The 24405-nt window shown below is 41.3% G+C and carries 24 protein-coding genes; 10 read left to right on the top strand and 14 right to left on the bottom strand.

What is annotated here, in order from left to right; all coding sequences use genetic code 11:
- The first annotated feature begins 154 nt into the window (after window positions 1–154).
- Window positions 155–1675: a sodium-dependent transporter gene (locus ACT3ID_RS06175; RefSeq protein ID WP_491541131.1), complete on the top strand. Its 1521-nt coding sequence runs from the start codon at window positions 155–157 to the stop codon at window positions 1673–1675.
- 387 nt (window positions 1676–2062) lie between these two features.
- Here the strand turns inward: ACT3ID_RS06175 and ACT3ID_RS06170 are convergent, their stop codons facing one another.
- The 5 genes from ACT3ID_RS06170 to ACT3ID_RS06150 form a co-directional block, all read right to left on the bottom strand.
- Entirely contained in the window at window positions 2063–2596 is a 534-nt protein-coding gene (locus ACT3ID_RS06170) for a PH domain-containing protein (protein ID WP_491541130.1), read from the bottom strand.
- Window positions 2597–2713: 117 nt separating this feature from the next.
- Window positions 2714–3298: a peptide-methionine (R)-S-oxide reductase MsrB gene (gene msrB / locus ACT3ID_RS06165; RefSeq protein WP_491541129.1), complete on the bottom strand. Its 585-nt coding sequence runs from the start codon at window positions 3296–3298 to the stop codon at window positions 2714–2716.
- Window positions 3299–3457: 159 nt separating this feature from the next.
- Window positions 3458–4729: an LA_2272 family surface repeat-containing protein gene (locus tag ACT3ID_RS06160; RefSeq protein WP_491541128.1), complete on the bottom strand. Its 1272-nt coding sequence runs from the start codon at window positions 4727–4729 to the stop codon at window positions 3458–3460.
- 269 nt (window positions 4730–4998) lie between these two features.
- Window positions 4999–5637, bottom strand: coding sequence for an acyloxyacyl hydrolase (locus ACT3ID_RS06155; protein ID WP_491541127.1), 639 nt, complete (start codon window positions 5635–5637; stop codon window positions 4999–5001).
- A 67-nt stretch (window positions 5638–5704) separates the two neighbouring features.
- The gene (locus tag ACT3ID_RS06150; protein WP_491541126.1) at window positions 5705–6613 is read right to left on the bottom strand and encodes a cation diffusion facilitator family transporter; all 909 of its coding nucleotides are present in this window, start codon (window positions 6611–6613) and stop codon (window positions 5705–5707) included.
- Window positions 6614–6781: 168 nt separating this feature from the next.
- Here ACT3ID_RS06150 and ACT3ID_RS06145 point away from each other — a divergent pair, with 168 nt between their 5' ends.
- Genes ACT3ID_RS06145 through ACT3ID_RS06135 form a run of 3 tightly spaced genes read left to right on the top strand, consistent with a single transcriptional unit; the run spans window position 6782 to window position 9296 of the window.
- Window positions 6782–7300: an RNA polymerase sigma factor gene (locus tag ACT3ID_RS06145; RefSeq protein WP_491541125.1), complete on the top strand. Its 519-nt coding sequence runs from the start codon at window positions 6782–6784 to the stop codon at window positions 7298–7300.
- Window positions 7290–7889, top strand: coding sequence for a hypothetical protein (locus ACT3ID_RS06140; RefSeq protein ID WP_491541124.1), 600 nt, complete (start codon window positions 7290–7292; stop codon window positions 7887–7889). The genes ACT3ID_RS06145 and ACT3ID_RS06140 overlap by 11 nt, the downstream gene beginning before the upstream one ends.
- A 30-nt stretch (window positions 7890–7919) precedes the next feature.
- A complete protein-coding gene (locus ACT3ID_RS06135) occupies window positions 7920–9296 on the top strand; it encodes a serine hydrolase (RefSeq protein ID WP_491541123.1) in 1377 nt (458 codons plus the stop codon).
- Window positions 9297–9333: 37 nt separating this feature from the next.
- Here the strand turns inward: ACT3ID_RS06135 and ACT3ID_RS06130 are convergent, their stop codons facing one another.
- Window positions 9334–10611, bottom strand: coding sequence for a PQQ-dependent sugar dehydrogenase (locus ACT3ID_RS06130; protein ID WP_491541122.1), 1278 nt, complete (start codon window positions 10609–10611; stop codon window positions 9334–9336).
- A gap of 319 nt (window positions 10612–10930) precedes the next feature.
- Between ACT3ID_RS06130 and ACT3ID_RS06125 the strand changes: the two genes are divergently transcribed.
- The 4 genes from ACT3ID_RS06125 to ACT3ID_RS06110 all read left to right on the top strand — a co-directional run bounded on the left by ACT3ID_RS06125 (window position 10931) and on the right by ACT3ID_RS06110 (window position 14290).
- Complete coding sequence (locus ACT3ID_RS06125) at window positions 10931–11458, top strand: hypothetical protein (RefSeq protein ID WP_491541121.1); 528 nt, start codon at window positions 10931–10933, stop codon at window positions 11456–11458.
- Window positions 11459–11629: 171 nt separating this feature from the next.
- On the top strand, window positions 11630–12109 hold the full coding sequence (locus tag ACT3ID_RS06120; RefSeq protein ID WP_491541120.1) for a hypothetical protein: 480 nt from the start codon (window positions 11630–11632) through the stop codon (window positions 12107–12109).
- 591 nt (window positions 12110–12700) lie between these two features.
- Complete coding sequence (locus tag ACT3ID_RS06115) at window positions 12701–13264, top strand: HD domain-containing protein (protein ID WP_491541119.1); 564 nt, start codon at window positions 12701–12703, stop codon at window positions 13262–13264.
- Between the two features lie 129 nt (window positions 13265–13393).
- Window positions 13394–14290: a Rho termination factor N-terminal domain-containing protein gene (locus ACT3ID_RS06110; protein ID WP_491541118.1), complete on the top strand. Its 897-nt coding sequence runs from the start codon at window positions 13394–13396 to the stop codon at window positions 14288–14290.
- Between the two features lie 368 nt (window positions 14291–14658).
- Here the strand turns inward: ACT3ID_RS06110 and ACT3ID_RS06105 are convergent, their stop codons facing one another.
- From ACT3ID_RS06105 to ACT3ID_RS06090, 4 genes are all read right to left on the bottom strand, one after another.
- Window positions 14659–16002, bottom strand: a complete 1344-nt coding sequence (locus ACT3ID_RS06105; RefSeq protein WP_491541117.1) for a mechanosensitive ion channel domain-containing protein — start codon at window positions 16000–16002, stop codon at window positions 14659–14661.
- Window positions 16003–16106: 104 nt separating this feature from the next.
- Window positions 16107–16265: a YqaE/Pmp3 family membrane protein gene (locus ACT3ID_RS06100; protein WP_491541116.1), complete on the bottom strand. Its 159-nt coding sequence runs from the start codon at window positions 16263–16265 to the stop codon at window positions 16107–16109.
- Between the two features lie 289 nt (window positions 16266–16554).
- The gene (locus ACT3ID_RS06095) at window positions 16555–17223 is read right to left on the bottom strand and encodes a class I SAM-dependent methyltransferase (RefSeq protein ID WP_491541115.1); all 669 of its coding nucleotides are present in this window, start codon (window positions 17221–17223) and stop codon (window positions 16555–16557) included.
- 455 nt (window positions 17224–17678) lie between these two features.
- Window positions 17679–18074, bottom strand: a complete 396-nt coding sequence (locus ACT3ID_RS06090; RefSeq protein ID WP_491541114.1) for a hypothetical protein — start codon at window positions 18072–18074, stop codon at window positions 17679–17681.
- A gap of 354 nt (window positions 18075–18428) precedes the next feature.
- On the opposite strand from ACT3ID_RS06090, the gene ACT3ID_RS06085 reads away from it, so the two are divergent.
- Window positions 18429–19181 carry a DUF5694 domain-containing protein gene (locus ACT3ID_RS06085; RefSeq protein ID WP_491541113.1) on the top strand — a complete coding sequence of 251 codons (753 nt, stop codon included), beginning with the start codon at window positions 18429–18431 and terminating at the stop codon, window positions 19179–19181.
- A 237-nt stretch (window positions 19182–19418) separates the two neighbouring features.
- On the top strand, window positions 19419–20036 hold the full coding sequence (locus tag ACT3ID_RS06080) for a DUF5694 domain-containing protein (RefSeq protein WP_491541112.1): 618 nt from the start codon (window positions 19419–19421) through the stop codon (window positions 20034–20036).
- 17 nt (window positions 20037–20053) lie between these two features.
- Here the strand turns inward: ACT3ID_RS06080 and ACT3ID_RS06075 are convergent, their stop codons facing one another.
- The 4 genes from ACT3ID_RS06075 to ACT3ID_RS06060 form a co-directional block, all read right to left on the bottom strand.
- The gene (locus ACT3ID_RS06075) at window positions 20054–20383 is read right to left on the bottom strand and encodes a nuclear transport factor 2-like protein (protein ID WP_491541111.1); all 330 of its coding nucleotides are present in this window, start codon (window positions 20381–20383) and stop codon (window positions 20054–20056) included.
- 291 nt (window positions 20384–20674) lie between these two features.
- The gene (locus ACT3ID_RS06070) at window positions 20675–21073 is read right to left on the bottom strand and encodes a VOC family protein (RefSeq protein ID WP_491541110.1); all 399 of its coding nucleotides are present in this window, start codon (window positions 21071–21073) and stop codon (window positions 20675–20677) included.
- A 76-nt stretch (window positions 21074–21149) separates the two neighbouring features.
- On the bottom strand, window positions 21150–22028 hold the full coding sequence (locus ACT3ID_RS06065) for a helix-turn-helix transcriptional regulator (protein WP_491541109.1): 879 nt from the start codon (window positions 22026–22028) through the stop codon (window positions 21150–21152).
- A gap of 768 nt (window positions 22029–22796) precedes the next feature.
- On the bottom strand, window positions 22797–23801 hold the full coding sequence (locus ACT3ID_RS06060) for a metal-dependent hydrolase family protein (RefSeq protein WP_491541108.1): 1005 nt from the start codon (window positions 23799–23801) through the stop codon (window positions 22797–22799).
- Between the last annotated feature and the right edge of the window lie 604 nt (window positions 23802–24405).

Below are 24405 nucleotides of genomic sequence, written 5' to 3'. Positions count from 1 at the left end.
CGAATAAGAGTTGTTTAACGGTAAAAGTTGATAAATATTTTTAAATCCTGATATTCGTTTCACATTCGGTTGCCACTCCCAAAAAAAATCATTAAAAATAGGCGCGGGCTTTTTTACCGGCCAATCAGATAAAATCGATAACAAATAATTATTTATGAGTTCCAAAACAGGCAGTAACGATCTATTTTCGTCCAAATTGGGATTGATTCTCAGTGTATTAGGCATCGCTGTAGGTACCGGCAACATTTGGCGATTCCCCCGAATCGCCGCACAGAATGGGGGGCAGGAGGGAGCCGGTGCTTTTCTTATTGCCTGGATTTCGTGTCTGTTTTTGTTTTCTATCCCTCTGATTATCGCCGAATATGGGATCGGACGCAATGGACGCAAAGGAGTTGTAGGCTCTTTTATCAAACTGGTTGGTAAAAAATATGCCTGGATGGGCACCTTTATTGGTTTTGTAGCCACGGCTATCATGTTTTACTACAGCGTGGTAGCGGGATGGTGCCTGTACTACTTGATAGAATCTGTGACCGCCACCTTGCCCGCTAATGTGGAACAGGCCGAAACAGTATGGTATGGATTTCAGGGGACGGCCTGGCCTTCTGTATTTCATGCATTGATGATCGGTGCCGGTGGATTTATTGTCATAAAAGGTATTTCATCGATCGAGCGGATCAACAAGATATTAATACCGTCTTTGCTTGTTGTGGTAGTGGTGGCAATGATTCGAGCTTTGACGCTTCCGGGCAGCTTTCAGGGGATTGAATACCTCTTTACACCTGACTGGTCAACATTGTCTGAACCAACGCTTTGGATTGAGGCTCTAACACAAAATGCCTGGGATACCGGTGCCGCCTGGGGACTAATTCTGACCTACGCTGCTTACATGCGTAGCAGCGATGATGTAACTATTAGTGCCTTCCAGACGGGGATAGGTAACAATATCGTTTCACTGCTTGCTGCAGTTACTATTTTCTCTACTGTTTTTGGGACGCTGGGAAGCAGTATGGCCAACGGTGAAATCCTGAATATTATGCAGGAATCAGGTCCGGCAGGTACCGGCCTTACCTTTATGTGGATGCCGCAGCTTTTCAACGAGATGGCCGGCGGACGATTTTTTGCGATTATCTTTTTCCTCGGTCTTACATTTGCTGCTTTTAGTTCCCTTATTTCTATGATTGAGTTAGCCAGCCGCGTTTTGATTGATATGAATATTTCACGCTCCAGAGCTACAATTGCAGTCTGTGCTACCGGCTTTTTATTCGGATTGCCTTCCGCCATCTCTACCGATTTCCTGGTCAATCAGGATACCGTCTGGGGAATAGGATTGCTGGTTTCTGGCGCATTTATGTCGTTTGCGATCATTAAATTCAATCCGACCAAATTCCGCTCAACATTAGTAAATGTAAAAGAGCGAAGATATACGCTTGGCAGCTGGTGGGATTTCATCATAAAGTATGTAGTACCGGTTGAGGTGGTATCGCTGCTCATCTGGTGGATATATCAAAGTGCCTCTGTTGAAGCTTGGTATAACCCGATAAGCACCTTTTCATTGGCAACGGTGTTTGTGCAGTGGGCGATTGCAATGGGACTCTTCTACTTTTATAACGACAGAATTGCTGGTAGGACTGTTGACCACGAGGAAAAAGTTGAGGCTTCTCCAAAGAGATACTAAAGTAGTCTTTGCCTTGGTTGAGTTCAGACTTCTGCCTGGTTGGGTGCTAACTACTTGTTATCCTCAACTATACTCGTTCTTACTCAGAGCATGGGAACGAGATAAAAGTACAAAAGATAGTTCTGAGAGGGTTGTACCCTCGAACTATATCACCTCGGGAGTTCAACTCCCTCGGAACAGTGGAGGATATTGAATTCACCCTGAATTTATTTCAGGGTCTATCACTGGATGTACCAACTAGTAGCATCTATCGTCTCATTGCAATAGATGCTGAAAGAGATCTCTGAATCAAGTTCAGGACTAAAGGTTCAGCATGACATGTTAGGTTTTGCAAAGATATCAGCTATTAAAAACATGGACATCTTAGATAATCTTGTTAAAAAGAAGCTAACTAATCTTCCCTTCGATATTCTTCAGTGAATCTCGAATCTCTTTAAGAACTGCCAGGGTAGATTCACTCGTTTGGAAGCCAGAATCATCACTATATTTATTTTCAGTGACCTTATCCCGTTGCTGTAGCACGCGTTGTCTGAAGTTGGATGCATCTACAATTCCAATTAAAGTAAGATCCGCCTGTCCCTGATTGCTGCCTCCGGCGGTCTCAACTTTAAGAATGCTAAGGCCGAAATACTTTAGCAGCGGACCTTCTTTAAAGGTGAGGTCCTGAATCTTATCCAGCGGGATCGTTCGTTCAACATGAAAAATAACGCCCTTTTCGAAGCGCAGAGCACGAGTGGTTAATTCTGCACTCAATCGCTCAAAATACTTCCTTAGAAAATGAGGACCGGCTATCCAGTAAACAGGCAGCAATACAATTCCCACAATGGTTATGGTCAAAATTAAAGATCCGTAAACCAGCAAATAGGTTCTTATCTTCGGATTAAACTGCCCCTCTAGTAGAATCTTTGCATCTTCAGCCATAGTACAATTTTTTTGTTAGGGATATTTTCGTCACCCTAATATAACTTTCAGCACCGTCTTTTCAACTAGGGCCTTAATTTGATACTGGATTATTTACGGGGGCTGAGAACAAAAGATTCATTCATTGAGGATAGAAAGTGTATCCGGATCAATAGAGGAGAGATCCGTTTCTTTAAAGTTTAATGCCTGGGAATTTAGGCAGTATCGGAGTCCCGTGGGCTCAGGCCCATCCTCAAAGACGTGTCCAAGATGTGAACCGCAGCGAGCACAAACCGTTTCAGTACGAGTCATAAACAGGCTGTTGTCTTCTTTTTCACCCACTACAGATGGTTTGATCGGCTGCCAAAAGCTAGGCCACCCCGTACCTGACTCATACTTAGTTTCTGATGTAAATAGGGGCTGTCCGCACGCCCTGCAATAGTAAACGCCTTCTTTCTTATTATCATAATATTCGTTTACATAAGGCAGTTCCGTACCTCTTTTACGCAGAATTCTGTACTCGCTTCGTGAAAGCTGAGCACGCCATTCCTCTTCCGATTTTGTTACTTCGTATTCCATAGTATCACTGGCTTGGGAAGCCAACATCTCTTTTTCTGCCACGGCGGATACTTTTACATCATTCTTTTTATCTATTTTTGGTTCCGTACAGCCGGAAAAAATTAGTATTGGCACTAGCAGAATAGATGGTAAAAATATTCTCATAGCAAATGATTTATTTCTTTATCCGAATGTATAACAATACAGGCTGATCTTCCATTCGTTTCCTCTCTTGTTGTGAGATCAGTCCAACCTCCCAATACTTCGGGTCAATGACAGAATTGCCAGAGAGGTTTTGCTTGGCCGATAATAGAATATCAAATACTAAAACAGTTCTATTCCTACACTACCTCCAATCCAGAAAACATATTGCCGGCTGCTGGTTTCAATATCGAAGAGCCGATAAAACGTATAGTCACTGCTCTGTGACAAACTGGAAACCAGCATATTAAAGGTCGGACCGCCATGAATATTGAGTCCATTTGCAACTTCTTTTCCGAATAACAGCCGATATTTAAATAAAGAGTTTAAATCTTTAGTCCAGCCGCCTTCATTAATTTTATGAAACGAAAAGTCTTTGTATTCATAGTGATTTCGATACCTATCGAGCTTACCAATACTCCAACCTACTTGCCAGACATCTCGATTGAGGAATGGGTTTACACCAATTGAAATCGTATTGTAAACCTCCTGAGTACCTAATTTTAATCCTGCATTGGTAAACCCAGTTTCACTGGACCAGACTTCAATATTTTGGCGTCCATTGCCATAATAGCTGATTATTCCTATCGGAGCGCCCTCAAATTCATTGGCGAAGTTGATAATACCCAACTGTATACCTTGACCATTCTCGGCAATATTTACAGCTCCGGCCTGAATCCCTTGAAACTCTTTGGTAATGTTAATACTACCCATCCCGATTCCCTGAAAAGATCGGGAGTAGTTTATTCCTCCTGAAGCTAAAATGCCTTGCATATCTTCACGCGCTATGTTTAACGCTCCTGAAAATATCAGTCCCTGCATACTGCCCATCGATATATTTGCTACTCCAGAAGATAGGAGTCCCTGCATATCATCTTGAGACATATTAAGCACACCCGCTGTCTGGAGCCCCTGCAACGTACCCTGAGATCGGTTAAAAAGCCCCGCTACCTGAATTCCCTGCATATTGTCGCCCGACCAATTTCCCAGTCCGGATAGTTGAATACCTTGCAACTGTTCTCCGCTCACAGTTCCCAATCCCGCCAGTTGGATCCCTGCAGTTTCCTTGCCGGAATAGTTGACCAATCCGGCAATTTGTACACCGTGAGCATAATATTTATTCCCGTTAAAAATTCCTCCCAGCTCAAAGCCACTGTCAACGAGCGCACCGTTAAAACCTGCCAGAATGTTCAGTGAATATTTTGATGCGTAATTTGTGGCATTAAATCCATTTGTACTAAGACCTGGAGTCAGTGATGCTCGGAACATTCGATATTCCAGATCATACTTCTTCCATTCTTGGTTATTGTTAGAATTTTCTTGTGCCAGGGCAGGAAATTCAATCATTAAGAAGGATAAAGTAATGACAAAAGTAACAATAGCCTTCGTTCGCATTAGGTTTGTTTTTATTGGGATTCGAAATCGTTTACGAGCGGAAGAACAATTTGTTTAAGAGAGGTTTTGAAAACCAACTATGTCATGCTGTCCCGAATGCTTTCGGGTAAGCATCTGTTGCTAAGGTTTCATCTAAAGCTTTAAGCTGTATTTCATCTATAGATTCTGATCCGCCGGCTGGAACCCGTTGGTATGTTCCACGGGGCTGGTGGACAGGATGACCCGATTTTCAAAACCTTCTTTAAACAAAAAAGGCGGGTAATTTTCCTTTAAAAAATAGTTATGCCTGTATAAAAAACATTTGAATCAACCCCCGGATTTATTTGGCCGATCTGTCCGTTGGACATATGATGATACTTATATCCGACAGATAGCGACATATGCTCGGCGATTATAAATTCAAGGCCGCCACCCAGCTCGAGTGTAAAGTTAAATTTTACGCCTCGTTGATCCGGAAAAGGTTCATCAAAAAACATAAACCCTGTTGAGGATTTAAAGAAAAGTTGTACATCATTTTGTTGATTTACATTGAGTTGAAAACCCAAAGGACTAAACCCGTAACCGGAAAACGAGCCTCCCGGATACTTAATAGTTTCTGAAATCTGATAGTTGGCCGATAAGTTGACTTCACCCACATATTCCAGAAGGTGAACGTCGCTGACAACTAGTAATTTTCGATTATACCGTAAGGTAAAAATACTGAGTCGTGCCTGAGGAATTTTGCCCCAAAACCCGCGTGTAGAGTGAAAAGAATATCCACCGATGAAATTAATCTCATGAAGGTCCGAACGCTGGGAGTCGGCCCACTCAAACTTATCTAAAAAATTGGCATACCTTTTTTCCGATTGTTCTTTATCTGATGTTGTATCTGCAGATTGTGCCTTTGAGGTAGTTACACTGGTAATCATTAGCAAAATTATTAAAATGCCAGTGTATTGTGGATGATCCATTAGATGCCTTCTATTAAATTTTTAATTACTCCCGAGCTTTTTCAGCTTCAATAAATACGCGCTTAACCCTGGGAAATGCTTGTTTGATTTCTTTGGTGAGTATTTCAATATCGGCTTCGAGGTTTGAAATCTTAAGCTTGTCTTTAAAATTCAGACTTAGATTTACTAAGATAAAGTTAGGCCCCATGTGCATAGTCAGAACTTCATTAACGCTGGATATAGCCGAATGGGTGGATGTAATTTTGTTGATTCCGGATACAATTTCAGGGTCGGCACTTTCACCAATAAGCAAACCTTTTGTTTCATAAGCCAGCCAAGCGGCTGTGGCGCCTAATATTATTCCAATAATTATAGAGGCAACGCCATCTAGTATATGTAATCCTGTCAATTGCCCGATGGCAATTGACAAAAATGCAACGACTAATCCCAACATTGCGGCCGTATCTTCAAATAAAACCACAAAGATAGTGGGATTTTTCTCCTTTCGCACGGCTTCATAGTATCCTCGCTTACCCCGCGCCTTATCAAACTCCCTCCAGGCAAAATAGAGAGCGAATCCTTCAAAGATCATTGCCAGTCCCAGTACGATATAGTTGATCAGCGGGTTTTCTATAGGATGAGGATCCATCACGCTGTGGATGCCTTCATAAGTAGAAATTCCGGCTCCCACAGCAAAAATCATAATAGCTACCACAAAGCTCCAGAAATATACCTCTTTGCCATGACCGAATGGGAATTCTTTACTAGCCGGCTGTTTTGCTTTCTTCAAACCTAAAAGTAGCAGCAGTTGGTTACCCGTATCAACAGAAGAGTGAATACCCTCGGAAAGCATGGCCGAACTACCTGTGATGAAAGAGGCGAAAAATTTAGTTATAGCGATAAGAGCATTTCCGATGAGCGCTGCATATATCACTTTTTTAGAAGAAGCTGCCATATACTGTTGATATAAAGATTAATGGTCTCTACTAGTAATAGCTAAATAAAATTATGAGCTATATTTATTCCAAAATAAATCAAAGGGGAAAATTATCTGTAAGTTTTTACAAATGAAAAACGACTAACATAATGTAAGAGGTTAATTAAACCGAATTTAATTTTACTGGTGGATATTTCAGAAGAAGAGTTCACAAAAATTATACAGAATAACAGAGATCGGCTCGGCCATCTTTGTCGGGTTTACTGCGATCGGAAAGCCGATGAAGATGATCTTTTCCAGGAAATACTTATTCAGATTTGGAGGTCACTACCATCTTTTAATGGTGAGGCTAACATTGATACCTGGATTTACAGGCTGGCTATCAACACAGCTATCTCTTTCAATCGGCGAAAAAATACCCGAAAAAAATATCATTCTGACTTTAAAGAGGAGAGAAAAGCAGCAAAAAAGAATCGTGAAAACTCCTCATATCGCTCTGGTGAAAATGAGCAGTTAGACAAAATTTATGAAGCTATTTCAACATTAGATGATTCCGAAAAAGCTATAATTACCATGCACTTAGAAGGATTTAGCTACACTGAAATTAGTTATGTAGTTGATATCACAGAAAATTACGTAGGTGTGAAATTGAACAGAATTAAGAAAAAACTTTCAAAAATAATAGGTGTTGACGATGGAAATTGATGAAATGAAGAAAATCTGGCGACAACAGGAAGTGGATACGAAGCAGGATTACTCACAATCAGAAATTATGATGCTGATCAACAACAAAATGCTGGCGCTGGAGAAAGAGATTAAATCACGTGACCGGCTGGAAATTATAACCTGCATCATCCTGATCATGATTTTTGGATATTATCTTCTGTACTCACATTCAATCTGGATAAAAGCAGGAAGCGCTGTCATTATTTTTGCCGGCATCTTTATCTGGTATACGCTTAAAAAGAATCAGATAAAAAAGATTGATGCACCAGAATTACCTGATCACTCTCTGAAGAAACATCTTAACAAAGAATTGGAGCGAGTAAAACGTCAAAAAAAGTTATCACAAAATATTGCATGGTGGTATATCGCCCCGATTACTGCCGGCTTATTTTTAATTACGATTGGATTTGAGACCAGTCTACTATTTCAGATCGGCTATATGGCACTTGTACTTATTGTTGCTCTTATAGTGTGGAGGTATAATCAAAATACAGTCAAACACAAATATGATCCTCTCATTTTGGAAATAAATGAGGCCATCGACTCCATTACAGAGTCAAATAATTAAACAAATGTTAATCGTAAATCTATCAGTATAATGAAAACCTTCTGTAGAATATTTGTCATCGGATTTTGTTTCGTTTTTCTAATAATTTCTTCAGCCATCTCGCAGGATACCATACCACAAAAGGCACAGGAAATTATTGACAAGAAAGTTGATAACGGTCCGATGGTAGGTGTTGCCGTTGGCTATGTTTCGCCAGAGGCAGAAACATCTTTTTATACAAAAGGCACTTTAACTCAACAAGAAAATACAGCGGTAGATAAGAATACAATCTTTGAAATAGGATCAATAACGAAAGTTTTTTCTGCTCTGGCTATATCAAATCTTATTCAAGAAAAGAAACTTTCGCTGAATTCCAATGCCGAAAATTTACTCCCGACAGATTTTGATTTGCCCGAATATGAAGGACAATCCATTACATTAAAACATTTGCTGACTCATACATCGGGGCTTCCAAAAGTTCCTGGTAATTTATCTGTTGAAGATGCTTCAAATCCGTATGATGGATATACGGAATCTAAGCTAAAGGCCTTTTTGTCGGAGTATGAATTACCCCGTAGACCGGGAGCACAATTTGCATATTCGAACCTGGGCATGGCTATAGTAGGATACATTCTTGAGCATCAATATGATGCCTCATATGAGCAGGTGATAAAGAAGCAGATCCTGGAGCCGCTTGATATGACGAGCAGCGGAGTAAGTATTAATTCACAAGCCCATTCTGTCGCTAGTGGTCATCGAGCCGGAGAAGAGGTGCCTCGGTGGGATTTTGGACCAATTAAAGCAGCCGGTGCGTTGACATCTAACACCGCTGATATGACGTCTTTCCTAAAGGCACATCTTGGCTTTAGGAATACCGATTTGCAAGCGGCTATACAAAAGTCCCAGGAAATATTGTTCGATATCAATGAAGAGCAAGGAAAAATTCAGGATAAAATAGGTATGGCATGGATACTTTCTACCCAAGCCGATAGTATTCTGTGGCATAATGGAGGCACCGGGGGATTTCATTCATTTATCGGGATGAATCTTGAAAATCAAACAGGAGCTATAGTTTTGAGCAACACCAATGAGAGTATTGATGATATCGGATTTCATATCCTTGATCAGGATCATCAGTTAGATAATTTTATTTCACTAACCGCCGATCAGCTTGAAAAATATGTGGGAGAATATCGGGTTGGAAATGGCGCGTCATTTCGTGTAAGCCATAACAACAATCAGCTTTATGTTCAGCTAACGGGACAGAATAAACTGCCTGTGTACCCAAAATCAGAAAAAACTTTTGTCTATAAAGCTGTAAATGCGAAAATCCAATTTTCAGTCAACGATGGAGAACAGCCGGATCGCTTGACTCTGTATCAAAATGGCAGAGAGATAACTGCTAAAAAAAGCCCTCATCATGACTAATGATGAGGGCAGAGGATAAATAATTCAGTAGTTAAATTTAATCAGTGTTTATGACCCGCCAAACTTTCCCTTTCATTGAATCAACAATTAGCAGAGATCCATCATTAGCAATAGTCAGCCCCATGGGACGATGCTCGGCTTCTCCGGGGGAACGGAGTGTATCCGCTCCCGCAAATCCGTCAGCAAAAACCTCGTAATCACCTGCGGGCTTATCGTCCTCAAATGGTACAAAGACCACGTTGTACCCTTGTTGAGGTTCAGGAGCACGATTCCAGCTTCCATGGAAGGCAACAAATGCTCCGTTCTGGTATTTCTCAGGAAATTGATCTCCGTTGTAAAAAAGCAGGTCATTAGGAGCCCAATGGGCGGGGAAAGCCATTATTGGATCCTCATAGTCACCTTCGGCGGGTGTTTCACCGTCGCCGCCATATTCGGGCGCCTGCATTCGCTGATCCTTAGTCCCGTCGTAATAAGTGTAGGGCCAGCCAAAATCATCACCTTCATTTACTTGTAAAAATTCTTCAGCCGGTAGTTCAGCGTTATCTTTTTCATTAAAATAATCCGACCACAGAGAATTCAGCTGATCGCGTCCATGTTGTACTACATAAAGTTGATCAGCATTTTCGTTCCAGTTTAGAGCAACGGAATTTCTGATTCCGGTCGCGTAGCGAGTTCCATCATCCTGCATTGTCTGTCCGGTCGTATTAGCATCGAATTGCCAGATACCTGCATGATTTTCTAACTGAGGGCAGGGGTCCATACCGGGTGAACCGGGAGTTCGAGCTTCTTCCTGACAGGCGTTAGAAGGTCCGCCAATATTTACATACAGGTTACCAGAATTATCAAAAGTAAAAGATTTGGCAGCATGTGAACTTTGATCAGGAAATCCACCGACTACCGTTTCTGCTTCTGATTCGGGAACTAATTCATCACTATTTAGCTCATATCGCACAATAGATGTATCGGAACTGCGATAAAGATATCCATCGTGGTAACGAATACCTGTACCCGTAAGAGTTCCGAAGTACTCTACAATATCGGCCTGTCCATCGCCATTTTCATCTCGCAACGCAGCAATGCCTTTCCCATTCTGCTCTTCGGAAAGAGCTATATAAATATCTCCATTGTCGTCTGTGGTAATGTGTCTTGCGGGACCTACGCTGTCAGCGACAACAACAGCCTGGAATCCGTCGGGCAGGGTTATTCCACCATTGTCTTCCGAAAAATTAAAATTTTGGTTGGTACCTGTGGATCCCCCGCATCCCAAAAATAAAGCTATTGAAATTATCAAAAGGCTATAATTAATATTATGCATAACCTGATTTTTTAAATTAAATAGGTATTTATTTTATCATGAAAATGAATAGAAGCAGAAGATCATTCCGCTGCAACCTTTAATGTAATAGATAGTTTAATATTGAATGACAGCTAGAAAACTGCAAATACAGAAGTGTTATCATTAGTAAAAAAAGCAAAACCTTATCACTGATGACTGTTGATGAGGTTTTTTGTAGATTGTTATAAATAATAACTGACTTGTTATAATGATTCTAAGGCCCGCATCTTTAATTTCTTTTCTGCTTATCATGACAGTGCTTATTGGCAGTTATTCATTACCGGATAAATCAGCATGCGTGAATTATTTATCAGCTATCTCTTTTTATGACAAAAAGACCACACATCCTGATTCTCTTTTGTTGACTAAACAGAAAGTGAAAACTTGGATGCAAACCAGAATTGCCGTAGCAAAACTTCAAAAGAAGATGAAAAATAATGCCTCCGCTTATGACGATGTAGTGCAAGAATTCTATACTAAAAGAGCAGATCTTTTACAATCAAATGGGTGGGCGGTAGATGAGTTTGATGCCGTAAAAGAACGCATTCATGCCGCTATTTCGGCAATAGATATATCTGAAGAGCTGGCGGAGAGCAGGGCAGACCATGAAGAAGAAATCGCAGAGATAAAGAACAATGACTTTTATTCCGATGAGCAAAAGCAGGAGCTTATTGAGGCTCTAAGTAAAATTAGAGAGCAAAAACGAACTCAATTCATTGAGCCTACAAAACAAGATTGGCCTGCTGTAAAACCTTACCGAGAAGTTTTTCGTGAGATGACAAGCTGGATTGCAGGAAATACATCCGCCGTTCCTGTCATAGAATAGGCTCAGCTCCTTGAATGTTTAACAGATCCTGGTTTTTCACGTCAGGACACAGGAGAGCGACGAAGCATATACTGACTTCACTAAATTCGGTTGAAACTTTAGAAACCAACACGGGTTACTTTAATAGAGAGAAAAACATACAAATAGTAACTCTTCATCAACCAAAAAATCATGAAATCACTGAAGCTACTTGGAGTCGTAATTGTTATTGGATTGGCAGTTGTTTTAAGTCCGAATACCACTGAAGCACAAATTATAGACGAGGAAAGGGGTAATTTAGGGTTGGGTTTTTTACTTGGAGAACCAACAGGGATATCGGTTAAATCCTGGAATAGTAGCCGATCAGCTTTTGATATCGGAGCGGCATGGTCGCTCACAGGCAGGGAAGGTGAGGCGTTACATCTTCATGCTGATTTTCTGCTGCATTCATGGTTTAGTGATCCTGATAATCTTGCATTGTACTACGGTCTGGGCGGACGAATTATTTTTGCCGATGAAGCCGCAGTCGGGGCACGAGTACCTGTCGGATTAAATTACGTTTTCTCTAACATCCCTTTTGATATGTTTGTGGAAGCGGCTCCCATCTTAGGTCTGACGCCTGAAATAGAATTAGCAGGCAACGGTGCTGTTGGTATACGCTATTATTTTTGATCAATAAGAGAGAAATAAATTAAATTAATTAATGCGGTTTCTATCAAGAAAACAGATATTCCCAGGGAATGATAAAGGGCAGTACGATCAGATAAATTACAAAAACGACAGCCATAACTTTGGGATAGGGGTAGTTTTTAAATATGGCAGGCAGACCTGCGACTACGATCCAGACAAATTTGTAGATAAGTTGATATAACAGGATCACGCTCATTTTTAAAGGAAAAAACAAACCCAGTAAGGACAACAAAAAGATTGGCATGTATAAAGATCCAACCAGTTTGAGAAGTTTTGGATCATTGTAAGCATTAGCGAATACAAGTCGCCTTGCTGTTTTTGGGAACAACAGACTTGTAATGCTTACCCAACTGACCATAATAATGTTCGCGATATATATAATGATAAGTGAACTCATATCCTGACACTTTCAAATTATCTCTTGATGAAGTCTATTGTACAAAGCAGACGAGATTATGTTCAAAAATATATTTAATGCTGACATATCATCTCGGCAAAATAAACTAAAACGTACCTGACTTCGTTTTAAATAAGGATAATCTCCAGAGTTATTTAACAAATCATGAAATTAATATGAATGAAGAACGCCGAGCAATAGCCGAGCTGCAGACAATAATTGATCTGCCTGGAGAAATGGATGAAGTGGAGCGGAAGGCTATGATATTTGCCCATAAAAGGCATTCTGAGATCAATCAAAAGAGAAAGTATTCAGGCAGACCTTACATCGTCCATCCTTATGCTGTGGCTGAACTTGTACGAAGCGTTCCCCATACAACAGCCATGCTATCGGCCGCCTGGCTTCATGATACAGTGGAGGACACTCATACTACGCAGGACGAAATCAACAGTGAATTTAGAGATCCAATTCCAAAATATGTTGAGATGCTTACCGATATCAGCAAACCCGAAGACGGAAATAGAAAAGTAAGAAAAGAAAGAGATCGGCAGCATCTGAAAAAAGCAGCTCCAAAGGCGAAAACGGTCAAGCTTGCGGATCTGATTCACAATTCCAAAAGCATTCGGGAAGAAGATCCGGGGTTTGCCCGTGTCTACCTGAGAGAGATGAGAGCATTGTTGGAAGTCTTAAAAGAGGGGGATGAAACACTGTGGAAACGCGCTTTTGAAATCGCACACTGATTTGTGAAAAAGAGTATGTAAACTGCACGTTTTATCTAGTAAAGTGGAACATGCGAAATGTAATTTTGTTCAAAGAGAGGTGAATAACCCGGCAGATTTTCATATTCACAGTCCTAAAGCAATAGCGTTATGTCTGATGAAGATAAGAAGTACAACAAGTACAAAGAGTTCAAAGGTAAGCGATATACGGGAATGAAAATTGGCGGCCAACACAAGTGGTATTATGCCAAAGGAGAATGGAAGGAACGGAAAAAAACTCCTGAAGAATGGGACGTTTTTTATAAGACCAGGAAAACCAGAGCGGGTAAGGCGCCGGAAGGATCCGGAGCGCCTGTAGGTACCGGCTATAACTGGCTGATTGTAGCACACCAGCGTGTAGACAAGCTGGACGCCAACAATTATATGACCTGTCTCGACGGTAAAAAATTTAAAGTTGCTCATCTGCGGGCCAACAAGGGTGAGTGGAATATCAATGAGAAGACACAGCGGAAAAAGGTAATTGCCTTCCTGGAGAAAGTCATAGAGGATATAAAAGAGGCGGGAGAAGATGAAGAGATTCCCTATACGGTAAATGAAGAAAAAGAGAGGATATACGGTCTTAAACATATGACCAAAAAGGAACTTTACGACATAGCTAAGGAACGGGATATTTCTGGTCGTTCTAAACTGAAACGTGACGAGCTGCTGAAAGCTATTCAGGAGGATATGAAAGCAGAGACCGAAGAGGTAGTTCCCAAAGAAAAGCTGGATGGGTTGAGCCAGATGACTAAATCCGAACTATATGATGTTGCAGCGGAGCGGGACATCTCCGGACGTTCAAAAATGAATCGTGATGAACTGCTGGACGCCATTGCTAATGACGGGGAGGAAGAAGATAAAAATGAGGAGCTAAAAAAGGATGGCTTCAGTGAAATGAGTAAAAACGAACTATATGATATAGCTTCAGAAAGAGATATTTCAGGTCGTTCAAAAATGAAACGCGATGAACTATTGGAAGCTATTCAGGAAGAGGTGGAGCAGGGTTAAATTACGTTTTACACCTCTCAGGGAAGTTAGGTAGGTCCTGAATGCTGAACATTCCTTGGGATCATCCTTACAGGCTGCTGGCCTATGCTCATGAACTATGTGAAGGGAGAAAATAAAAGAGGGAGTCGAAAATTTTATTATTCTTGAGCTGTAGTAAAAATAGGGATAAATACCGCAGAGGGGCGCGGAGGAATCCACAGAGATTCGCAGAGCCCTCAATTTATTTAGTTTCTTTTTAACCTGAAAAGGTAAAAGAAAGCTGAATAAAATTTGGGGTATCGGTCTCCTCTTGACATCAACCGTAACCACGAGGAAGACTAATAATTAGACAGAGTTAGATTTACACTCTCTTAAACTCTCCTCTTTATTTAAGACTTGAGGAGATCTTCTCCTTCTCCGGGTGAGCGAGATCTGCGGGCCTGTTCACGAATTTCTTCATCATTACTCTTCAAGCGCCCTTCGGCATCGGTAGCTACTTTTGAATCGTCATACTGCTCATCAGCCGCTTTTCCAGTTCCCCTGCGAGGAGTTGTTGTGGCGGAATCATCTTTTGTCATTTGTACAGGTACACCTTTTGGGAACACCATTTCTCTGGCTTCATCAGGCATGGAAATACCTTCTTTCAGATAAGCTGATTTCACTTGACGCAGCACAGATGACTTGACTTTTAGCAGGTTATGCCTACTTGCATCTACCCAAAAATAAAACTGTAGGTTGATGGTAGAAGTAGCTAGTTTATCCACCAGAATCCATGGTGCAGGTTCAGACAGCACTGCAGGATGATCTTTCAAAATCTGCGCTCCAAGTTCTTGAGCCACGGCAATACTGTCATCATATCCGATACCTATAATAAATGTAGTCCGCTGGTTCGGATTGCTTGTCAAATTGAGGATACTACTTTTAAATACCGTGGAGTTGGGAATTTGCAGGTGATTCCCGTCCAAAGTCATAAGCAGAGTTGCACGGATTGTAAGGCGTTCGATGAAACCCTTCTGACCGTTGATCTCCACGAGATCTCCCGCATGAAAAGGGTTTTGCAGACTCAGAAATATGCTGGCAAGAAAATTTTCTGTGATATCACGGAAAGCAATACCCAGTATAATTCCCAATAATCCCGTACCGCCCAGAACAGTTAGAGCCACACCTGTTAAATCTGCAATATGGAAAACAACATATATTCCAAACAAGAAGACGATCACTGCAATGCTTCTTGCGGCTATATCCTGCAACAGGATATTCATTTCCCGATTTTTTAAATAAGCACGAGTAGCTTTGGCAACCAGCAATGAAATTCCCCAAAAAAGAAGTAAAACAAGTATGCTAAAGACGATGAATGGAAATGAGCGCATAATACTGTTTCCCAGCTCTTGCATACCAGTAAAAGCAGGTTCGTAATTCCAGATATCAGGTTCTGTAACTTCAATCTGATTTACGACTGCCGCCACATCCTGGGTATTTCGAGCCAAATCTCCTGCCCATTCCTTATACTCAACCGTTTCTGTTGATCCCTTGAGAAATACTACACCGTCATTTACCTCTACTTCTGTTTCGGTGAACCATCCCGTAGCGGATAAAATTCCCGACAGACGCTCTTGGATTTCGGAATCTTCGACTGCCGGTTTTACATCCACTTGTTCCGGGACGGAGGTCTCGTCACTTTCCTGAGTTTGAGTTTTATCTTGTGCGTCTAATGGTTGCGGTAAAGTAATCATAACCACGAGGCACAATAGTATCAGAATGCTGTTTCGGGCCATATCAACATGTTACGTGTTATAATTCCTCTTGGAAGTTCTGGGAGAAAATTTCCACAGGCAGATTATTTTTGAGCTATTATCCAAACTGCATGAACTATTCCGGGGATATAGCCGAGCAGAGTAAGCAAAATGTTTAACCAGAAAGCACCCGTTAATCCAACTTCCAGAAATACGCCGAGGGGAGGGAGTATAACAGCGAAAATAATTTTGATAAGATCCATATTTCTCTCTCTTGATGTAAGTTTAAAATTTATAACTATTTATACTTCGGAAAGTTAACACATAGCTACTGATTAGGAAAATTAAAGTTATTGAAATAATCCAGTTATCTATAGCGAACTAACATCTGGGGCCATACGAAAATTTTATTGATGACATAGTCTTGAGGATTGAAATTGCCACTTACCAATTTGTACTGCAGTATTGGATTTATTTAAAGAGTACTAAGCTTGAATTACTGAAGCAAAAACAAGAAACAAAGCATAAGACTTGTCTCAGTTGAAACACAATTCAGTTGGCAATATGGAAAGCCGAAAAGCGTAGAGCCTGGAAATAGGGGGTTATATCTTGGAATCCCGCTGTTTTTATTAATGAAGTAAGTTCATCCCGATTAAGCGGATAGAAATCCGTGGATAGTCTGGAAAGCATATTTTCTGCTTCTTCTGCCGTTAATCCCATCATTTGACTTACTTCGCCTTGGGCAAGCCTATCATTATCAGAAAGGGGTTTCATCAGATCTGCAATGAGAAGATCAGCTTTTGGTTTCAAATGATCTCGAATAGATTTTAAAAGATTCTCCTTATCTAATAAAGTTTGTATAAAATGCATGACGTAAAAGCAGAGGGCCACATCAAATTTCTGTGTTTTTTTAAAGCTCTCTATCGTGCCATTATGATATTTTACCCGCTGTTGAATTCCATTTTCTTTAAATCGTGAGTAGGCAATGTCCAGCATATCCTTAGAGGGATCGAGAGCAGTAAATTGCCAACTTTTATTAATTATTGAGAGCTTAAGAATTTCATTTCCAGTCCCAGCTCCAACCACCAGGATGTTAGCTTTTCGGGGAAGCAATATGTTAAGCTTAGCTGCAGTGAGTTGATGCAATAACTCATAACCCGGGATTAATTTGGAAATTCGCTGATTATAATTTTTTGAACCTTCCCCTTTAAAACGACTCATTTGAATAGTATTGAACTTTTTATCTCTATTAATCAATCTTACTTATAAACCTGATGACAGGTCGACGTAGAAATTAATTTCAAATGTAATACGGAAACTACCCAAATCGAAACCGGCAGCTGGGCTTTTCTTCAACCGAAGTTCTTTTGGAAAAGGGAAGAGGCTCATGACGTTGATGGGTATCTACAAGATTACAGGTTGAGAGCTCTATTTTACTGATTGGAATTTTGTCACCAAATTTTCAGCTATTTAAGAACTAACTTGTCTTGGTACTTCCAAAATGATATTAATAATATTCAGGCCAAATGTTTAAGTTTATTTCCGGTGTTATCGATATATGAATTAAATATTAAGGTAGTACAGATATTGTAATCACGGCTGATCACTGAAAACCAATCATTTGTGATAAGCTTGAACCAAGTGAAACTGCAGTCGCTTATTCACGGGACGAGTTTTTATTTTTTACGCTTATATGTGCTTATATAGCAGTCCAAACATCTATCCTTAAGTATCAGTATATCATTGTTATCAAATTCCACTTTTTGATTCGGAGGGTAAGATGTATTGTACTTTATAACTGGATTTCCATTATCCTTCTCGATTAAATATCTGCCGGATATTACCAAAGTATCCGCTCGAAAAAATGAAAAATCATTATTGTCACTATAATGAATTTGTTGCTTAGAATATCCAGTTGAATCCTGAGTAACAGTATGTCCAGCAAATCCGCCAGTCGACTTAATCCATTCCCATTCTCCAACGATTTGAGATTTAGTTGAATCACTCCCTAAAATTGTACAGGAAGTAAAAACTAATAGAAGTGCGAGAAAAGGAAGAACATTAAATTTCATAACCATCACCTTTTATTGTCAATACACTAAGTTATATAAGGGTGACCATAAAAAATTAAATATGAGAATAATAACCCCAAGGTTAGCTAGGTCACCCGGCTGGCCAGCGGCGGATTATTCCACCAAAGTAAGTTTTTTTCTTAGTGGTAATCTGAAGGCGGGTTAGCGGTACTTAATACTTTTCATAAAGACTATATTTGTAACATAAAGTTACATCGTTCGTACTTGTATTTTGTAAAATAGCTATGCAATTAAAAATAATTTCAAATGAATGTTTATAACAATACACTTTATTTTTTTATAACAGTTTTATCTTTTTTTCTTGTCTCGCCTATTGTCTCAAATTCTCAACCTGTGGAAATTCATCCAAACCCAGAACGTCCGGTTATTGAAATTATGATAGTGGGCACGTATCACTTCGCTAATCCCAATCAGGATGAGTTTAATATTAATGCCGCAGATGTAAAGACACCCAAAAAACAGCAGGAGATAATATCAGTAACAAAATCGTTACAAGATTTTCAACCTGATAAAATAGCAATTGAATCCCAGGTTCATCAGCAGTCATTCATAGATAGTCTGTATGCTGAATACAAAGCAGAAAGGTACGAGCTAAAACGAACAGAATCCCAGCAGCTGGGTTTCCGGTTGGCAAAAATGTCGGGACATGACAACATTTATGCCGTTGACTACAAGTATCAATTTGATCTTGATCCATTGAAAAAGTATTCCAAAGAAAATGACACCAATTTTAATGAGTACTTACAGAATTGGGGAAAGACGTTAATGCAAAAAGCCAATAAAATACAACGAGAGGGAACGGTCCGGGAAGCTCTTAAAAATTCAAACTCTTCTCTTTTCGAAGATGCCCAACGACAGATGTATGCTAAGGCGGCAACGGTCGGCGACAACTCTGATTATCCGGGTGTTGAGCTTGTTACCAATTGGCATCATCGAAATATTCGAATCTTTGCCAATATTGAACATATCGCTGAGCCCGGTGATCGTATTATCGTTTTTTATGGATCGGGTCACTCAGCAATTTTACGTGATTTAGTTGAAGCCAACCCTGAAATGAAACTGGTTGATCCGTTAGATTACCTATAGTCTTTTTTGCTCATAGCTTTTCTAACATCAAAAATATTATATCAATGAATGCTCGAGTTCTTTTAGCACTACTAATTTCTTTTTTGTTTAATATTGAAGCTTCTGCCCAGACTCCTACGGCTGACAGGCCTGCTGAAGTAATGATTTTTAGGAACCTTCCATTTCGCCAATCCGGGCAAAGATGTCCACAATTCAAAAGTTAAGGATGTAAAGTCTCCGAAAAAACAGAAAGAAATTTTGGCCGTCGTAGATTCACTTGCAAAATTTAAACCGACGAAAATAGCGGTTGAACGATTACCTGCTGAGTCGGATAGTTTAAATCTGTTGTTTGATCAATACAAAAATGATCATCACTCACTTACTCGATCTGAAGATCAGCAAATTGGGTTTCGACTTGCAAAGCGATTTAATCACGATAAAGTATATGCGATTAACTACAAGACCCCTTTTGCTTTCCGAAAAGTTCAAAAGTATGCAAAAGAAAATGACACCACATTTGTAAACTATTTTGAAGATTATTTTAACAGAGAGTCCGTAGCCTATGAAGATAGCGTTACATTGCATGGAACAATAAGGGAGGCTTTGATATTGAGAAACCAGCAGAATCAACTTGAGAAAAGTCGAGAGCCATATGCGCGCATTGCATCGGTGGGAGATGATTCATCACACGTCGGGGCTGAAGTTGTTGCTGAGTGGTATAAGCGAAACATCTACATCTTTGCTAATATTGAAAATATGGCAACTCAAGGTGATCGTATAATTGTGATCTTTGGATCAGGTCATGCTCCTATACTACGCGATTTTGTTAAGCGATCACCTCAGTTAAAATTCGTAAATCCAATAGATTACTTGTAAATACAGCCCGACCATTTTTATTCCAATTCTCGTCCCATAAATACTTCTATTTCAGTGATTTTGTCACCTTCGAATCTAATATAATTAGACTGGTTTTGAGATGGTCTCTCACCACCTACCACTTTATAACGAACCATGAATTCGGGATGGGATCCAAATATTTGCAGATCCTCGGCCCACGATTGACCAACTGTAGGCCAAATTTCTTCAATCATCTCATCTCGATTAGTATAGGTTGCAAAATCACTAATATGTTTGAAATCAGAGGTTAAAATTTCTCTCAATGCCTCTTTGTCGGCATAATTGTACGATTGATAATATCGTTTGATGATTTGTTGATACTTCATATTCGCCTCATTTTATTGTGAATTTTGAGAACAAGCAATTAAAGACCGCATAAAATTCCCCGGCGTGGATTCTGCCGGAAAACCAAATTAACAACTGCAGCCAAAAATACAAGCAGAAGGGAGCGATCCGAGGGGCAACACTCGCGACAATCTGAAGAAACCAGCAAAAATTCTGGAAAAGGGACCACTTGTTGCAGCCCAACTTTGTAAAAGCAGTTTCTTAAAAAAGCCGAGAAAGAGCGACCAGTATCTGGAGAGGCAGGGCGATCCACATACGAGCTGAAGCGCGGGTTAGCGCCGTTGTATTAAAGATGGATTATATCCTTTAGAGGCCTCATGCATAAGCGCGAGCGTATTACCGGCAGGATCTTCAAAAAAAGCCATCCAGAGATCGTGATCTTCCATTTCGGTGACCAAGTGAGGTTCTTGAATGAATGATACTTCTTTCGCCTCTAATTTATGTACAGCATCCGCTATATCCGATGTTTTGAAATAAAGAATGGAGCTTGCAGGAGAAAAGTCTCCCTCTTCCGGTTCAGTAATAAACAACCGGATACCATCGCAATTAAAGAAAATAAGATGGTTAAAACGATACAGTTTCTGCAAACCGAGAGTCTTTTCATAAAAATGTTCTGCAGTATCAACATTATCGACGGTAAGTGATATTTGACCAATTTGTGTAAGATTCATAATAGATGCTCTTTTTCCTTTATGGTTAACATCTAATTATAGTTTTTTTCTCATAAAGACGATTTGTCGAATCTTGCTAATTTTCAATGAGTGTGGAGGGTGAAAACCCAAAATAGTTTGAAAATAACCTGCTAAAAGAAGAAATACTTTTAAAGCCGACTGCATTTGCTGTTTCGGACACGCTTTGATTTCTGGTTAATAATGAATGAGCTCTCTTTAGTTTTAGGTCTGTTAAATATTGGTGGGGGGTTATTTGAAAGGTCTGTCGAAATACTCGATGAAAATGATAAGGAGACAAACAAGCTGTTTTAGCTACTTCTTCTAGAGAGACAGTCTGATTTACACAACTATGAAGATATTCCTTTGCAATCTGGAGCCGCCGAAAAAGTTCTTCCCGTGTGGAAGCTTTCGTTGCAGGTACCTTTGAAATTTGATCGGTAATTCCGTCGTGCAGGTTTAGCAGAGCTACTGATAGCTTCAAAAGATCTTCCTGAAATCCACTTGGCTGGATTTGAGAGCTATATTGTTTAACCAATGACCATACTTTGGATAGCAAATTATCTGTGTTTAGGTGGAGTCGTGCTGGAAAATACACAGGAGAAGTTCTTCCAGAAGGATCGTCAAGAGAACCCTCAACGGGATTTGTTATCTCGTAGGCTATCTGCTCGATAAAATCACGTCGGAAAAACACACACCGGGTTTCTACTGGTTGTTGTTCATCAATATTTAAGGAATATCTCTCTCCTTCGTTAAGAATCAAAAATGTGTTGGAATCCACGTAAAGGGGGCGCCCGTTGATAATCCAGGCAACCCGTCCCCGAAAAACCGTTTTGATAGATAACGTACCTTCAAACTTCTCAACAGAGTGTCGTTTGGCCCTTGCATGAAGTACTAGGTTGTCTTTCCCAAATCGGGAACCTGAAGGAAACAAATATTCAGATCGTTGTTTACTCATACTATTTTTGAAATTTTCCCTATGTATTAGCCTGAAATTTAAATTAATACCATCTTTTGAGTAAGCAAATTCAAGTTGGATAGTTCTACGAGCGCTAACGACATTGCGTATAACCGGCAGGCGCCGGTGGGCGCTGTGGAAAAATGGACAACCTTATAACCCAAAACGATACTAAGGAGGACCTCATGATTCACATTGGCAGAAGATAAGCTCCGACAGCTGTCGGAGGTTTGGATGCCGGCAGGTAATCCGAGCTTGATCGGCGACACCGGTTGCCAGCTAATGGTTTGAAATGAGGATTTATGAATGAGAAGTGAGAAGAAGAACCCTGGGTGAGGACTATCTGCTTGACATTTTCCTTTTTAAAGGGGTTAGGTACAATAATTACTATTGTTCATTCTCTATTTTCTTAATTTCATCAAATAACGACTCTGCTTTTCCGGTGTACCGATTTACATAAAAATCCTTTTGTCATTATTCTCTTTGTTTAATAGAGACAGAAATTCTCTAAAAAAAGTATCCCCCAAACCGTGATCGCGATGGGTATCAAGTAAATATCCCAGCATTGTAGAAATACTGGGTTCATGTAATCTTGAATTACCTTGATTTGAGTACTTCAAATATGTTCATACACTATGAGTGATTTATGTTAATTCAGCCGCGACGGACTTCGAAACGAACGAAGAGAGCACATGAGGCACCAACCTTCGAAAACAGCCTCAGCCCGTTGTCGGCTGCAATGATTTGTTATACAGTGCATTTTGCTTCTCATTCGTCCCGCCTCTCGAGGCCCAGCCCTCGCGTTCCGCCCGGTGCTGCGACAGGTTGTCCTTTCAGTTTGTAGACGATCCCGCCTTTCATGACAAAGTCTACCTCCTCTAAGGCGCTTACGTCTTCTAAGGGATTTTCGCTTACGGCCACAAGGTCAGCGTATTTTCCGACCTCTACGCTCCCGAGCCGGTCCCATTCGCCAAGGAGCTTCGCCGCCTCCCGGGTAGCGGCAATAATTGCCTCCATCGGCGCCATTCCCCCCTTGACCATAAGCGCAAATTCTTCAGCGTTCTCACCGTGGGGAAAGAGAGGTGGATCACTTCCGAAGGCGATCTTGACGCCCGCTTCTACCGCCTTTTGAAAACGATCGTGGCTCTTCGGCCCAATCTTCAGGGCCTTTTCGGCCACGTGGGGAGGAAGGCGTCCTTCCTCCGCTGCTTGGACGGCCGTGTGGGGAGCCATCCGGGTCGGCACGAGATAGGTCCCGTGTTCTTTCATGAGCTGAATGGCCTCCTTGTCCATCAAGGTTCCGTGCTCGATCGAGTGGACCCCAGCCCGGACCGCTGCCTTGATGCCGGTAGTCCCGTGGGCATGAGCAGCGACCTTGACTCCCATCATTTCGGCCGTTTCGACGGCCACGCGCATTTCTTCTTCGGTCATGTGCTGGACGCCCGGCTCATCGCCTTCAGACAGCACTCCACCGGTGGCCTGAATCTTGATCAGATCGGCCCCATGCTTGATCTGCTTGCGAACCGCCTCTCGGACTTCGGCCTCGTTGTTCGCAATTCCCTCCTTAGGGGCTAGCTCCTTCACCGTCCCCGGCCTAAAGCCGTTGGTAGGGTCTCCGTGGCCCCCGGAAATACTGATGGAACGGCCGGCCGTAAAGAGACGGGGGGCCGGCAGAAGACGATCCTCAATTGCGTTTCTGAGCCCCACCGACGACCAGTTGAAATCGGCGGTGTTTCTGACCGTGGTAAATCCGGCAAGTAGGGTCTTGCGCACGTTTTTTGCCCCGACAAGAGCGCTGTAGCCCGGGGTCCGCCTTGTGAAGACTTCCGCAAACCGGGGTCTTGGGTAAGGTGGACGTGCATGTCGAGAAGTCCCGGGAGAACCGTGGCCTCTGAGAGATCGATCTCGTGGGCCTGGTCGGGGACCTCGACCTCCGCGCCGACTGCCGCAATACGTTCGCCACGAATGAGGATCGTGACGTCTTCACGGAGCTCCGCTCCGGTTCCGTCAATGAGCTGGCCAGCGTGGACAGCGACGACATGGGTACTGTCCACAGAAGGAATGCTCTGAGCGAGTGCCGGTGCTGTGAAGGAACAAACAAGGAGGATACCTGCGAGAAGTCGCTTCATGGAAGATCTATGGTCTGATTAAAAGAAGCGCGGTCGTGCATAGAAAAATGCTTGGTGCCAGCCACGACGCAGCAAGCTGTATAACGATATAGCGCATAAGCTGCACGCGCATTACTATTGAATTAGCAACTAACAAAAGATTTACTTTAAAACCAATAGCGGCAAAGAATTGGCGAGGTGCGTCCCTTAATGCGCGGGATCTTTCCAAAAAGGAGGTCCTCACTTAGATTAGAGATCTTCAACCATCA

It is taken from the genome of Fodinibius sp. GM108, from assembly GCF_058386985.1.
This window is presented reverse-complemented; position numbering and strand designations above follow the sequence as displayed.